Origin of the sequence: Martinezella hainanensis, assembly GCF_900094555.1 — a bacterium.
In the GTDB taxonomy this organism is placed as follows: Bacteria; Pseudomonadota; Alphaproteobacteria; order Rhizobiales; family Rhizobiaceae; genus Rhizobium; species Rhizobium hainanense.
This window is the reverse complement of record NZ_FMAC01000003.1, coordinates 66,564-80,404: the sequence shown is the minus strand read 5'-3', so window position 1 is coordinate 80,404 and position 13,841 is coordinate 66,564. Positions and strand designations below refer to the sequence as shown.

11 protein-coding genes are annotated in these 13,841 nt (G+C 58.1%); 8 read left to right on the top strand and 3 right to left on the bottom strand.

All coding sequences use genetic code 11. The features are described 5' to 3' along the window. Positions 1 to 357 precede the first annotated feature (357 nt). From GA0061100_RS10955 to GA0061100_RS10930, 6 genes are all read left to right on the top strand, one after another. Positions 358 to 1,917, top strand: a complete 1,560-nt coding sequence (locus GA0061100_RS10955; protein ID WP_075852737.1) for a B12-binding domain-containing radical SAM protein — start codon at positions 358 to 360, stop codon at positions 1,915 to 1,917. Positions 1,918 to 2,373: 456 nt separating this feature from the next. After that, positions 2,374 to 2,616 carry a DUF1127 domain-containing protein gene (locus GA0061100_RS10950; RefSeq protein WP_075852736.1) on the top strand — a complete coding sequence of 81 codons (243 nt, stop codon included), beginning with the start codon at positions 2,374 to 2,376 and terminating at the stop codon, positions 2,614 to 2,616. 360 nt (positions 2,617 to 2,976) lie between these two features. Then, entirely contained in the window at positions 2,977 to 3,651 is a 675-nt protein-coding gene (locus GA0061100_RS10945; protein ID WP_075852735.1) for a response regulator transcription factor, read from the top strand. After that, a complete protein-coding gene (locus GA0061100_RS10940) occupies positions 3,648 to 5,003 on the top strand; it encodes a sensor histidine kinase (RefSeq protein WP_075852734.1) in 1,356 nt (451 codons plus the stop codon). The genes GA0061100_RS10945 and GA0061100_RS10940 overlap by 4 nt, the downstream gene beginning before the upstream one ends. A 100-nt stretch (positions 5,004 to 5,103) precedes the next feature. Beyond that, the gene (locus tag GA0061100_RS10935; RefSeq protein ID WP_075852733.1) at positions 5,104 to 5,694 is read left to right on the top strand and encodes a class I SAM-dependent methyltransferase; all 591 of its coding nucleotides are present in this window, start codon (positions 5,104 to 5,106) and stop codon (positions 5,692 to 5,694) included. Then, a complete protein-coding gene (locus tag GA0061100_RS10930) occupies positions 5,691 to 6,311 on the top strand; it encodes a DedA family protein (RefSeq protein ID WP_075852732.1) in 621 nt (206 codons plus the stop codon). The genes GA0061100_RS10935 and GA0061100_RS10930 overlap by 4 nt, the downstream gene beginning before the upstream one ends. A gap of 23 nt (positions 6,312 to 6,334) precedes the next feature. Here the strand turns inward: GA0061100_RS10930 and GA0061100_RS10925 are convergent, their stop codons facing one another. Beyond that, a complete protein-coding gene (locus GA0061100_RS10925) occupies positions 6,335 to 7,366 on the bottom strand; it encodes a class I SAM-dependent methyltransferase (RefSeq protein WP_075852731.1) in 1,032 nt (343 codons plus the stop codon). A gap of 253 nt (positions 7,367 to 7,619) precedes the next feature. Here GA0061100_RS10925 and GA0061100_RS10920 point away from each other — a divergent pair, with 253 nt between their 5' ends. Next, positions 7,620 to 9,563 (top strand): putative bifunctional diguanylate cyclase/phosphodiesterase, encoded by a 1,944-nt coding sequence (locus tag GA0061100_RS10920; RefSeq protein ID WP_244557808.1) that lies wholly within the window; start codon positions 7,620 to 7,622, stop codon positions 9,561 to 9,563. Between the two features lie 34 nt (positions 9,564 to 9,597). After that, on the top strand, positions 9,598 to 9,984 hold the full coding sequence (locus GA0061100_RS10915) for an ester cyclase (RefSeq protein ID WP_075852729.1): 387 nt from the start codon (positions 9,598 to 9,600) through the stop codon (positions 9,982 to 9,984). Between the two features lie 107 nt (positions 9,985 to 10,091). Here the strand turns inward: GA0061100_RS10915 and GA0061100_RS10910 are convergent, their stop codons facing one another. Then, positions 10,092 to 11,294: an MFS transporter gene (locus GA0061100_RS10910; protein WP_075852728.1), complete on the bottom strand. Its 1,203-nt coding sequence runs from the start codon at positions 11,292 to 11,294 to the stop codon at positions 10,092 to 10,094. Positions 11,295 to 11,414: 120 nt separating this feature from the next. Then, positions 11,415 to 13,745 carry a cation:proton antiporter domain-containing protein gene (locus GA0061100_RS10905; RefSeq protein ID WP_075852727.1) on the bottom strand — a complete coding sequence of 777 codons (2,331 nt, stop codon included), beginning with the start codon at positions 13,743 to 13,745 and terminating at the stop codon, positions 11,415 to 11,417. Between the last annotated feature and the right edge of the window lie 96 nt (positions 13,746 to 13,841).

Genomic DNA, 13,841 nt, shown 5'->3' with positions numbered 1-13,841 from the left:
GATTTCGACATTGCCACCCGAAAAATTTTGATCGGCATCGCGGGCGATGCGTTAAATGCGGGCGATGCGTTTAATAAGACGCCCGCCGACAAGATAGCCGGGACGCAATGGTACGGTTAAACCGCGGTGGCATTCAACAGACATGCGGATGTCGATCCATGGGCATCGCGTCACAGTCGCAGCCGGCATTCCGCCGCCCGGAATTTAATATTGAGCTCATATAGGGCTGCTAAGACAGCCGCCTCGATGCTGGAAGACCCTGCTTCGCCGCCGTAGGGTGGGTGAGCAGCTGCAAATGACATACAGGCTCAAAGCAATACCGAACCAGATCTTCATGTCATGGAGCGGCATATTCATATGGCTCATATCGTCATCATCAATCCGCGTTTCGAAACCTCTTACTGGGGCATGGAGCACGCTCTGCCGCTGTTCGATGTCAAGGCCAACCTTCCGGTGGCCTGCCTGCCCTTGCTGGCGGCGCTGACGCCGGCGGAACATACCGTTACTCTGGTCGATGAAAATATCGAGCCGATAGATTACGGCCTGTGCGAAAAGGCCGACATCGTTGCGCTGACGGGCATGATCGTCCAGCGCTTCAGGATGACGGAAATCCTGACCGAGCTCAAACGGCGCAATTGCTTCACCGTCGTTGGCGGACCATGGGTTACGGTCAAGGAGGATTATTTCGGCAATCTCGTCGATGTCTCCTTCATCGGCGAGGCGGAAGAAACCTGGCCGAAATTCTTGGTTGAATGGCAGGAGGGGCGCCATGCGCGGCGCTATGAACAGTCCGACAGGACGGATATGAGCACAGTCCCTGTGCCGCGCTTCGATCTTTTGAAGATGGATGAATATGCGGTCGGCAGCATCCAGTTCTCGCGCGGCTGTCCTTTCACCTGTGATTTCTGCGATATCATCGTGGTCTTCGGCCGCAAGCCGCGCATCAAGACCAGCGTCCAGGTCATCGCCGAGATGGAGGCCCTGCTCGCCTCTGGAATGGATACCGCCTTCATCGTCGACGACAACCTGATCGGCAACAAGAAGGCGATCAAGGAAGTCCTGCGCGATGTCGTTGCCTGGCAGGAGCGCCATCATTATCCGATGACGTTCCTGACGGAGGCATCGATCGATCTGGCTGACGATGCCGAGCTGATGCAGCTGATGGTCGACGCCAATATCCGCACCGTCTTCATCGGAATCGAAACGCCGAATGAAGAAGCGCTGCGCGAAACCAAGAAGCTGCAGAACCTGCGCAAGGGCGGGACCATGCTGGAGAAGATCCACACGATCCAGCAGACCGGTATGGAGGTCTGGTGTGGCATGATCCTGGGCTTCGACAGCGATGATGCGACTATCTTCGATGCGCAGCGGGTTTTCATCAAGGATGCGCGCATCGTCAATGCCATGATCGGCATGCTGGCGGCGATCCCGAAGACGCCGCTTTATACGCGCCTCGCCAAGGAAGGCAGGCTCGATCATGACGATCCACCAGCCTACGGCACCAATGTCATTCCGCTCAACCTCTCGCGGGAAACGCTGCGGGATGGATATCTTTCGGTCTTGAGCGATCTGCATCAGCCGGCCGCTTATTTCGATCGGCTGGATGCGCTTTACATCGATGCGCGCATCGAACCGGAAAGTACCCGCTTACGCCACCTGCGCCGCCATCCGCTGCGTTTGCTGGCGCTCAACGCGACATGGGCGTTCGAGGCCGTCGGGATTTTCGTTCGGTTGATGCGCCGGGTGCAGGAGGCGGATTTGCGTGCCACCTATCGCGCGCGGCTTTTCAATCTCCTGCGGCATCGGCGATCCCCCGTGGTGCTGCAGATCTACGCGATCAAGTGCGCCATGCATTATCACGCCCATATCATGGTGCAGCAGATGCGCACTGGCGGCGGCATCGTCAATTCGTTCTGATGCAATTTGGCGGCCCGGAACCTCGGTTCGGATATTCGCCCCCTTTTGTCGACAGGTTCTCTTGCGTCGAGAATGGGAGATATCGACTGTTGCCATGAAGCAACATAAGGGCTGCAAATCTACAATTCGAAATTGTGGGCTTGCCGAAGCTGAGATCTTGCGTATTATATGCTCATCCGCAAATCAAACACAGGGGGCGTGATATGCAGCATACACACATGTTTACCTACGCCTCTAGCGGAATGCTCGTTACTGGTTTGGTATGTGCCATGCCAGCTACACGACGAGCAGCTATTTAAAGCCAGAAATAGCTTTGAATGCCGCCACTTAGGCGTTTTTCCCATAAACACATCGTGACTTGCTGATGGAATAAACCGACGCATGTTTCATGCGTCAACTCCTGATGCCGGTCGAGCTTCAAGAGGACCTGGCTGCGTCATTGCGCCAGGAAAAACAATGACGAACTCACAATTTTTAGTTGTTGACAATTTAGCGGCGACGGTCGATGAACTGTGCCTGAAATTCGGTGCCTGGAGGACTGCGCGAGCCCTCCTGTTTGTCGCCTGGAGACGGCGACAGACCTACAAGCAGGTATCTGAGCTATCGAACTATCAGCTTCGTGATATCGGCCTTCCCGAGCGGGAAGACCCTCTTGGGCATCCCAGCTACATGCCCCCGCATCTGCGCACTTACAGCTGAATGGGGGCGATGCAGGCGAATGCCCGGGTGCATGTCATTCTCGCTCCACTTTGGCTCGGGTATGGCTTTGCGGCGGGAGAAAAGACGGGAAGGGTAAGCTGTCCACGAATCGGGGCGCATCGAACTCGTGAGCCGATGTTTACCTATGAACATCGCATAAGCGAAAGTGGCAGGGGAGGAGGCAATGTATTCTCCTCTGTCACGCCGTTGTTGCTGACGACCGCTTTGCAGCAGGTGCTCCGCGAAAAATGTCCTGCGTCACGGTTCTTTCCATAGATGATCGAACTCGCCCGGAGCGGGTCGCAATCTTCCCGCAATCCGCCTATGCAATGTAGCTGTTCCATTTGTGGGGGTGGTTCATTGCGAATCTTGTTGCTTGAAGACGAGCCGGAAATGGCTGCGGCGCTGGGCGCTGCATTGCAGGCTCGCGATGCCGTCGTCGATCACGTGTCGACGCTGGCCGATGCCGAAGAGGCTGCGATAAATCTCCCCTATGATGTCATCCTTCTCGACCGCCAGGTTCCGGACGGAGATGGCTTGTCGATCGTTCCGAAGCTGCGCGTGGCCGGTGTCGGCACGCCGGTGATCATATTGACGGCGCGCGGCGATCTCGATGACCGTATTGGTGGCCTCGATACCGGCGCCGACGATTATCTCGTCAAGCCCTTTGCCATGGAGGAGCTTCTGGCGCGACTGCGTGCCATCCTGCGTCGCCCGGGCGAGGTGCGGACCGAGGTTGTGAACTTCGGCAGGCTATCCTATGACTTCGGTTGCCATGATATTTTGATCGAAGGCGAACGGCTTGAATTGCCGCGTCGCGAAGTGCTGGTCTTCGAGGCGCTGGTGCGTCGGCTTGGCCGCACAGTGCCGCGCCATGCGCTGGAAGAGGCCGTTTACGGCTTTGCCGACGATATCCAGTCCAATACGCTGGATGCGCATATCTCCCGTCTTCGCCGCAAGCTCGCTTCCGTGGAGGCTGGCCTTGAAATCCATCCCGTCCGCGGCATCGGCTATCTGATGAGACCGATATCATGAGCGGAGCCCAGCCTTCCTTACGATGGCGCCTCGTATCGCGTCTGTCTTTGCTGCAGGCAATCTTCCTCTCGTTGCTTGCGGTGCTCATCGTCGCCGCGCTCTGGGCGACTGGCAGTTTTATTTCTCTTCAGCCGGAAGACGAGACCATCAATGCCATCTCCCAGTCCGTCGGGCGCGACCAGAATGGCACTCTTGTGCTGAAGGAGACGCCGGCACTTGCGGCACGGCGCGGTAATTTGCCAGGCCTCTGGTTCACCGTGCGGGATCGAAGCGGCGCCGTGATCAAAGACGGAAGCGTGCCGCCTGCCTATGAGGCGATTGGCAGCGCGCTTGACGGCATTGGACAGGCCCGTTTCGGCAGCAATCTCGGTGGAAGTGCCGTGCCCGCCGCCCGGCTGCAATGGGTATCGTCTCCGGCCGGCGAGGTGCAGGTTCTGACGGGCGTGGACGGCAGCGTATCGCCGCTTCGCGTCCTTGGTGCGATGGGTATTGTGTTCTTCAGCGCCCTTCTGCCTTTGCTGATTGTCACTGCCATCGCAACGGTGATCGCCGCGCCGCTTGTGGTTCGCCGCGCCTTTTCCTCGCTCGATTCCGCTGTCGCCCGTGCCGAGCAGATCGACATCAATCGCCAGGGTACGCGACTGCCGGTCGACGATGTCCCGCGTGAGATCCTGCCGCTTGTCGAAGCCGTCAACGATGCGCTGAGCCGGCTGGACGAAGGCTATGAACGGCAGAAACGTCTCTTCTCCCATCTTGCCCATGAATGGCGGACTCCGGTTGCGATCCTGCAGGCGCGTCTCGACGGCCTGCCTGCAGGTCCTTTGAAGGAACGGCTCTTCGAGGATACGGTGCGTCTTGCGACCCTTGCCGAGCAGTTCCTTGACCTTCAGCGTCTCAATCATCGCTTCGAACCGGCTTCCGTCAATCTCGTAGACATCGCCGAGCACGTCGTTTCGGAGCTGGCACCGCTCGCGATCGCTGCCAACTACGAGCCCTGTTTCATCAAGGACGAAGAGGCCGTGGAAGTTCTCGGCGATCGCGTGGCTATCGAGCGAGCCGTTGCCAATCTCGTGCAGAACGCTATCCAGCATGGCGGCCGTAGTGGCAGAATAATTGTCCATGTCGGTCGTGCCACCGGCATCACCGTAACCGATGAGGGAAGCGGTATTCCGCAAGAGGAACGGGACCGTATCTTCGAGCCGTTTCATCGCCTCCCCGGACAGGGCAAAGGGTTCGGTCTCGGGCTCAATCTCGTTCAGGAAATTGCCAGGCTTCACGGCGGAAAGGTTTGCGTTATCGACGGACCAGCCGGTGGTGCAGCCTTCAGATTGAGCTTCCCGACGGCCGGATAAATTGTCACGTGTTCCCCGGTGCAATGTTCTCGCAATCGGCTCCCCGTAGGAAAAGCCTGCCGCGCAGGCGAATCTCCTGCGGCCTTGCTGGTGGGAACACATGTCAAACGCTTCATTATTTCTGCGAACTCTGTTGACCAATCCGCGCATGGTGGGAGCGATAGCTCCTTCCGGTACGATGTTGGCCAACTTGATTACAAGCGAAGTCGATCCAGATGCAGGCCCAGTTCTGGAGCTTGGCCCTGGAACGGGAGTGTTCACACAAGCTTTGCTCGCACGTGGCATATGTGAAAGCGACATCACACTGATTGAGTCTGCTCCTGGTTTTGCCAGCCTGCTGCGACAACGGTTTCCCAATGCTCGTGTCGTCTGCGCCGATGCCGCGCAGCTTCGCAGTCATCACTTGCCGGAAGGCGTGCAGTTTGGCTGCGCGATCAGCGGGCTACCATTGCTGAATATGTCGCCGAAGACGGTAATTGCCATTCTGACCGGGGTCTCGTCGCTGCTGCGTGAAGGCGGTGCACTCTACCAGTTCACCTATGGTGTTCGCTGTCCGGTGCCCCATCGCCTGCTTGACCGGTTCGGCTTCAAGGCAACGCTGCATGGCCAGGCACTGTGCAACTTTCCTCCTGCCAGCGTCTATAAGATCGCCCGGCGCAGGCCGCTTCATTATCAGGCCCTTATCAGATGAGCGGCTCTTCTTATTTGTTGGATATTCTACCCGAACTGGCGGCATGGGGGCTGCTTGGCCTTGCGCTATGCTCTGCCGTCGAGAAGCTTGTTCCTATCATACCGTCCGCCGGCATGTTCCTGATGCTGGGCATGCTGGGTATCGCCCATTTCGCTGATCTTCCCATGGTGATCGCCGTTACCGCCGCTGGCTCAACGGTAGGCTCGTTGTTCTGGTATGGAATGGGCCGATGGCTGGGACCTGCACGTGGCGACGTCTTCGTACTGAGGATGATTAGGCGTCTGGATATTAAAGAAGAGTGGTATCTGCGTCTGAAGCGCAGTTGTCGTGGCAATCTGATACAGGTCGCGTTCTTCGGCCAGCTCGTGCCTGTTATCAGGGCCTATATGGCATTTCCGGCGGGCGTGCTTGCCATGCCGGCGCCAAGCTTCGCCATCGCAACATTCTGCGGCGCATTGATTTGGAATACACCGTTTCTGGTATCGGGCTACTTGCTGCGCAGGCAGATAATTGCACCAGATACGGCAGCACCTGCGGCTGTCGCAGCTATCGTCTTGGTTAACCTTCCGCTATTTGCTCTGTTCCGACTTCGCCGGCCAAGCCGCAACGCGGCCTAGCCGGTCAAGTCGTTTGCCGTCGACTATACAGTCAGAACGGCATATATGACGCCGCCATTCTCGCCGCGCGTAACGGAAACATCGGCGATCGGGTGCTTGACCTTGTCGATGATCGACTGGACATCCTCGTCCGTTCGCCAGATCAACGGCCAATTCATGAAGGTTTCCATATAACCTTCGACACCGATATCCTTGGCGAAGTTTGCGAGCAGGAACTTGCCACCGGGCTTCAGCATCTGCAGGCAACGCTCCGTCAGTCGCACGGCTACACTTTCGGCCAGATAGTCGTAAAGACCTGCTGCATAGATGAAGTCGAACGTGCCGAGCTTCTGCGCGCGCCCCAAAATGGTGCGAACGGAACCGTTGATCGCTTCGATGCAGCTGCCATGGAAGGCCGAGCTCACGGTCCCGACGCTGACCGGATCCTGATCAAGTGCGACCCAGCGTTTGAGCCTGCCGCTCTGCAGAGCTTGGGAGCGCTCCGCTTCGCGAAGATGGCCGGCTGCGATCGCCAGGATCTCGGCGCCATCCGTCGTTTCTGCCACCGCATCGACATGCGTGGCCAAGATCTCGCGCCTTTCGCGCACGGCAACGGCGGATGCTGCACGCCGGGTGAAATCGTAAACTTCAGCGCCCAATGCCGAAGCCTCCGCCACCTGTGCGGCAACGGCCGGATGTTCGTAAATGAAATCCAGCAGGTAGGCATCCCCACTATAGCCGCGCGGCTTTTCGAAGGACCATCGCGTCAAAGGGTCCTGCAGCAGGAAGGACGACACGGGATGACCCTGCGCAACCGAGGCCAAATGGGTCCAGGTCAGGGGTGTCGTCTTGCTTTTCAGCGCCTGCAGACGCTCGGTCAAGGCCTTCATCGTGCCTGGAACGGGTGCGTTTGCTTCGAACGCCTGCTGCGTCAGGGAGAGAATGAGGGCGAGTTCGGCCTCGCCCTCCTTAATTTGGTCGGTTGCGAGGTTGTTACCGGACGATCTCGTATGTTCCGAGATGGACTGGGAGGTAACGAGGCTGAAGCCATCAAGAGCGGTTTGAAATTGTTTCAATTTTAAATCATTCCGTGAACACTATGCAAACCATATCTCATATAAAAATTGAGCGCTATGGTTTTGTTAATGTCGCTACGGCAACGCTGTCGTTATCAAACGGATCAAATTAGCCGCCGTGGTGAAGCGAGCGATTTGTTCATTCGAGCGACGCAAAGGTAACGCGGTGGACATGAAGTCTCGGCTAACTCGGGTGATGATGAGCATGCGTCGATTGTCGGGAAGCAGGGATCTTGGTCAGGGCGAAGCTCGCATGACTAACCGCCCCGATGAGCTGCGCGCGCTCTACAAAGCCTATAGCAACGATGCGCGGCGTGCCTTGGCTCGCAGCGGTCTGTGGCTAGCCGTGCCCGTTTATGTCCTCTTCCTGATCACGGATCTGGTCTTCATTCCCGACGTCTCGCACGTGACGATCCCTGCGCGGTTTCTGATCGGTGGCTTTTCGCTTCTGATCCTGGAAATGCAGTTTTCGCGGCAGCGTCGTGCCGGCGAGCTTGAGGCGACATGTGCTGCGGCTGTCGTTCTTGGATATGTCGTGTGGCTGCTGCCGGCATTGCAGACGACCAATGCCGAGGCATTCTCTTATTATGCCGCCTTCGGCGCCATCTTCATGATGGGCGTTAACCTTTTCTTCAGTCTTGAATTCGGCTTGGCACTGGTTTCGTCCGGGTTGATCTTTGCGTTTTTCCTGCTGTCGATGACGGAATTTCACTACAGTGCCGCCTATTGCCTGGCCTTCACGACCTTCTATCTGTGCTGCTTCGTGTTCACCTCCTATGTGAACTGGAAACTGAACAAGGAACGTTTCAACGTCTTTCTCAATGCCAGGGAAGCGGAGCTGCAGCAGCGCCAGGCGACCGAACGCGGCGAGGCGCTTCTGCGGCTTTCCATTACCGATTCCCTGACCGGAATGGAGAACAGAAGAGCCGCCGATATAAGGCTGAAACAGTTTTGGGATCGCTGGCGCGAAAAGGGCGCAGCATTCGCCATCCTGCTGGTCGATGTCGACTTCTTTAAGAAGTACAATGACTATTACGGCCACCAGGAGGGCGATCACTGCCTTGTGACGGTTGCCAATGCACTATCGAACATCGTCGCTCCCCTTGGGGCGACGGTCGGACGTTACGGCGGCGAGGAATTCATCGTTATCCTCGATCTGGAAAGCAGCTCGGATGCGCTGGCGCTGGCTGACGCCATTTGTCAGGGGATCGAAGCGCTCGATATCGTCCATGCGCAGCGTCTGGACGGCTTCCGGCATGTCACGGTGAGCGTCGGAGCGACCATTACGAGAGATGTCGCCGGTACGAAGCTGGAGAACGTGATCAACGAAGCCGACCGTGCTCTCTATTCCGCAAAGGCGAGCGGCCGCAATTGTGCAAGAATATTTGATCCGAACGAGTTGCCCGGCGGCGATGCGAGCGAGAATATCGCAGCCATTCTGAAGATCGCCATCCAGCAGAATCTCGTTTCGCTGGTCTATCAGCCGATCCAATATCTCCAGACCGGAGAGATCGGTGCCTATGAAGCTCTCATGCGCCTGCAGCTGCTCGATGGATCGAATGCTTCTCCGGCAGTCTTTATCCCGATAGCGGAGCGTACCGGCGCGATCATGGAGCTCGGCTATTGGGCGATCAGAAGGGCCTGCTGTGATTTGCTGACCCGCGACATCGTCGACACTGTCAGCATCAACGTCTCCCCGATCCAGCTGAGAGCTCCGGGTTTCGCCGCGCAGGTCGCCGCTATTCTGGCGGAAACGGGTGTTTCCGGTCACCGGGTGGCATTCGAGATTACCGAGGGCGTCGATATGGAGATACGCCCCGATGTCCTCGACAGCATTCAGGATCTGAAGAAGCTCGGTATCAAATTCTGGCTGGATGATTTCGGCACAGGTTTTGCCGGACTGTCATGGCTTCGCCTGATGGAGTTCGAAACCGTCAAGATCGACAAATCCTTCCTGCATGATGCGGCAAGCAACGACGGTGCGAAGATCCTTCTCGAGGATATCATCGGTCTGGTGCGCAATCGCGGTCATCGCATCCTGGTCGAAGGCGTGGAGGACGAGGAGCAACTCAATCTCGTCAAATCCTTTGGCATCGATGCCGTTCAGGGATATCATATCGGCCGTCCGGCACCGGTGCTCAAGCATCCGATTACAATGATGCATGCAGGTCGCCGCCGTCTGCAGGCATCTGCCTGAGACGCTGACGGTCACCAGGCCAAGGGCGATGGGAATGGCAAGCATCGACCTGTCCGAGATCTATAGAGGCTATATTGCCTGTCTGAATGGGCAGGATTGGTCACGCCTGGGCAAATTTGTCCATGAAGACGTGCACTATAATGGCGGCCATGTCGGGCTATCAGGCTATCGGCAAATGCTCGAAGGCGATTTTCGCGCCATTCCCGATCTTCATTTCGATATCGCTCTGTTGATTAGCGAACCGCCGCGCATCGCAAGCCGCCTGCAATTTGATTGTAGGCCGACGGGAATGCTGTTCGGTATGGCGGTAAACGGCAGAAGGGTGCGATTTGCCGAGAATGTCTTCTATGAGTTTCTGGACGGGCGAATCCGGAACGTCTGGTCGATCATCGACAAGGCGGCCATTGCGACCCAGCTGTAGGGCCATTCTAGGAAAAGTGCGCAACGGCTTTCCGTCCGGAATTGCATGAAAAGCTCGGCTGCTCCGAGGATGCTTATCCGCTTTGATAATCCTCGCCGATAATCGCGCTATTTGTGTCTGAGGCGAAGCGCCATGAAACCGGCTGCGAACGCGGCAAGGCCGCTTGCGATAATCGGGCCGGAATAGCTGCCCGTATGGTCGAAAATGAAGCCTGCGGCCGTGGGGCCAATCAAGGCTGCGATACCCACCGCCGTATAGAGATATCCGATGACGGCGCCGATATTGCGCGTGCCGAACAGATCGGCCGCCACAGCGGGATAAAGGCCAACGCAACCGCCATAGCTCATGCCGAATGTCAGCGCGAACAACGCGAGCTGGATCATGCCTGACGCCGATGCCCATAGCGCAAAGGACCCGGCGACTGCGAATGTCAGCGCGGCCAGCAGCCGGCGTCGTCCGAAGCGATCGCCGAGGCCGGCCAGGAAAAAGCGCCCGACGACATTGCCGACGCCGATAAGACCAACAAGAGTGGTTCCGTCTTGAATGGAAAGACCCATGTCCTGGGCTGCTGCAACGATATGGACATAGGGGATGAAGGTGCAAAACGACGACAGAATAAGCACGACATAGAAAAGATAGAACCGGCTGTCTCGCCATATAGCGGGAGCATTTGCAGAGTTGCTCGCTCGGTTCGAGAGCGGGTTTGCATGGTCGCGCCTCTTGCGGATGACCAGTGCGGCTGGCAGTCCAAACCCGGCAAAGAGGCAAGCCAGCGCGATAAAGCAGCCCCGCCAGCCGATCGATGGAAGAGCCTGACCGATCGCAAAGGGCAGGATCAGGGTGCCAAGGCCAATTCCGGCGGTCGCGATGCCCGATGCCTGGCTCCGTTTGCGGACAAACCACGATTGCACGGCGCCAAGAGCCGGAACGTAAGAGAGGCCGATCCCAAGGCCAACGCCGAAGCCGTACCAGATGTAGAGCGACGAGAGGGACTCGGCGCGACTGGCGCCGATATAGCCGAGGATCATGGCGGCAAGCCCCAGAAGAACCAGGCCGCGCGGCGACCATCTGTCGGCGAGCGGCCCGGCAATCGCGCCCAGGGAATAGAAGAGGAACGCGGAAATGGAGAAGACGAGGGCGATCTCGCCGCGAGAGGCGCTGAACTCTGCGGCAAGCCCAGGCAAGGTGGCGGAGAAGGAGTAGGCGGCTCCAAACGTCACGGCCGTCAGCACATGGGTGGCGGCAACGACCTTCCATCCCTCCCGCGTATCGGCTTCTTCATGGTCACGCGAAAGGGCAAGGTCGGACATCGGTGCGCTCGGTCAAATGATGCTGTTGCCCAATATGGCCCAGGGGGCGGCATTGGAAAAATGAATAGCGTTGATGTCTTTCATTGATTCTCTTGATCCATGCCGAAGGTGAGGGTCGGCCTATTCACGAATTGCCTGCGAAGAGGAGGCGAGGTCGGTTTCTATGAAAATACAGGATCTGTCGGCCGTCTGCAGCAGCGTGTCGGCCACGCTGCCATAGGAGAGGCTGCCGCTCGCCCGCTTGCTCACGCCAAGCACGATCAGGTTATATCCGCCGCCGCGCGCATGGCGCAGGATCGAGAGCTCTGGGGACGGTCCCTGCTGCACGACTTTTTCGACCTGCACACCATAATAATCTGCGATGGTGCCGACCTTGTTCAGAATATCCCGATGGTCGTTGCCACGATCGCTGATGCGCGGGATGGCGCTGGCCTGACGCGGCTCGACGATCAATAAAAGCGCGCAGTGCACATTTGCCGCCTTGGCAATTGCTATCCCGAATTCGGCGGCGCGGATGGAGCGCTCCGTGCCACTGACGGGAAGCAGGATCCGCAGATCACCGGGATGCTCCGGAAGCGAACCGCGTGCCGTTATGATCGCAGGAGTTCCCTGGAATGCCGATGTCATGACCTGCAGCGACGGGCTGAAGCGGCCATCTTCTCCCATGGTGGGTTCTATGCCCGCCAGGAGAAGATCGTGGCCGGTGCCGGAGACGTCTTCGACCACGGTTTCGAGTTTGTCGCTCCTTTCTCGGACTGTGACATGGATATCGCCTTCGCTGGCCATATCCTGCTCGGGCGAGGCCGAGGCAAGCAGGTCGGTTGCGCATTGGCGCAGATCTTCGGCTATAGCCTTGGCTTGCGACGCTGGTGGCGCGGTTCCCGTAGCGTCGGCCGCGTTTGCGGTTCCATCCGCTTCTCGTGCATCCAGCACCGTAACCGGCATCTTGCGGGTCACGGTAAAGAAGGCGGCGATCCAGGTTGCGAGGCGGCTGCTTTGCGAGCCGTCGACGGCCAGCAGTATGCGTTCGAAATTTCCGAGGAAGCTTTTGATTTCGAATTCTTCACGTTCGAGCCGGTCACGTTCCTCTTCGCGCAATGGCAGGCGAGCAAGCGCCCAACGAAGTGTGGGCGGCATCGCCATCGTTGTCATGACCGCCATGGCGACGATGACGGAGAAGAGTTTTTCGTCCAGCACACCGATGGATAGGCCGATGGTCGCGACGATGACTTCCGTCGATCCTCTGGCATTCATGCCGCAACCGAGCGCCAGGGCCTCGGAAGCCGAATAGCCGCCAAACCTGGCGGCGGCAAAAGCGCCCCCGAACTTGCCGATGCTGGCTATGACAACGACGGCAGCCGTCAGCAACAAGATGGAGGGATCGGCAAGCACGGTCAGATCGGTCTGCAGACCGGTCAGCCCGAAGAAGACAGGCATGAACAGCGCCGTCGTCAAGCCGCGAAGCTGCACGTCGATCTGGCGCGTGAGGATTGGAGATTCTCCAACGAGAATACCGGCGACGAAGGCGCCGAGCACGGTATGGACGCCGATGAGATTGGTGATAATCGCCATCCCGCCCATGATCGCAACGATGGCGCTGAGCACGGGCAGGTCGCTGCGGAAATTGTCGTTGGTCCAGCGGATGATTTCGAACACGATCCGCCGTCCGACAGTGAAGCTCACGGCCATGAAAGTCAGCGTCCCGATCACGCTGGTTGCCAGCGTCGTGAGATCGACGGTTCCTTTTTCCGCAAGCCCGAAGGTTATAGCGATGATGACCCATCCAACAGTATCGTCGATGATGGCGGAAGCGACGATCAGTTGGCCGACGTTCCGGCGCATGAAGTCCATTTCGCGGACGACGGAGGCGACGATCTTCACCGAAGAGATGGAAAGCGCCGTTCCAAGAAAGAGAGAGGTGACCAGCCGCTTCTCGGGATCTGGAAGCAGTGCGTCCGGAATAAGCTCGCCGAGCGCAAAGCCTGCCGCAAACGGAATGACGATGCCCGTCAGCGAGACGCCGGCCGCCGATTTGCGCAGGCGCTTTGCGAGACCCAGATCGGTTTCCATGCCCGCGAGCAGCAGCAGGAAGAGGATACCGAGCTGACCAACCGCATCTGTCATGCTCTTCTGGGCTGCATCCGATGGGAAAATGCTTGCCTGCACGCTGGGAAATACGAGACCCAAAAGTGAGGGGCCGAGAATGATGCCGGCAATGATCTGACCCATGATCGACGGTTGGCCGATGCGCACCATCCATTCGCCGAGCAACCTGCCCGATACGACAAGCAGAATGATCTGGACCAGAAATAGCCCTTCCGAGGGGTGGCTCGCCTTCTGTCCCTCGGCCGCGAAAGCGGTTTGCGCGATCGATAGCGACAGGGTGGCGGCAATGAGAATGATGGAGGCGCTTGACGGAAATGATTTCAGAAAATTCTGGCGTGACGGCATGGACTGATCCCACTGAGCAGCAGGAAAACGCGCCAGCGGCTTTGCCGTTCCAGATATTGCCGACAATTGCCGGTTTGCTCAGGCCAACGGTCCGCC

What these genes read in the sequence shown, in the direction of transcription:
- GA0061100_RS10955 (WP_075852737.1), top strand. Translation starts at nt 358, where the DNA reads ATGGCTCATATCGTCATCATCAATCCGCGTTTCGAAACCTCTTACTGG.
- GA0061100_RS10950 (WP_075852736.1), top strand. Translation starts at nt 2,374, where the DNA reads ATGACGAACTCACAATTTTTAGTTGTTGACAATTTAGCGGCGACGGTC.
- GA0061100_RS10940 (WP_075852734.1), top strand. Translation starts at nt 3,648, where the DNA reads ATGAGCGGAGCCCAGCCTTCCTTACGATGGCGCCTCGTATCGCGTCTG.
- GA0061100_RS10935 (WP_075852733.1), top strand. Translation starts at nt 5,104, where the DNA reads ATGTCAAACGCTTCATTATTTCTGCGAACTCTGTTGACCAATCCGCGC.
- GA0061100_RS10930 (WP_075852732.1), top strand. Translation starts at nt 5,691, where the DNA reads ATGAGCGGCTCTTCTTATTTGTTGGATATTCTACCCGAACTGGCGGCA.
- GA0061100_RS10920 (WP_244557808.1), top strand. Translation starts at nt 7,620, where the DNA reads ATGACTAACCGCCCCGATGAGCTGCGCGCGCTCTACAAAGCCTATAGC.
- GA0061100_RS10915 (WP_075852729.1), top strand. Translation starts at nt 9,598, where the DNA reads ATGGCAAGCATCGACCTGTCCGAGATCTATAGAGGCTATATTGCCTGT.
- GA0061100_RS10910 (WP_075852728.1), bottom strand. Translation starts at nt 11,294, where the DNA reads ATGTCCGACCTTGCCCTTTCGCGTGACCATGAAGAAGCCGATACGCGG.
- GA0061100_RS10905 (WP_075852727.1), bottom strand. Translation starts at nt 13,745, where the DNA reads ATGCCGTCACGCCAGAATTTTCTGAAATCATTTCCGTCAAGCGCCTCC.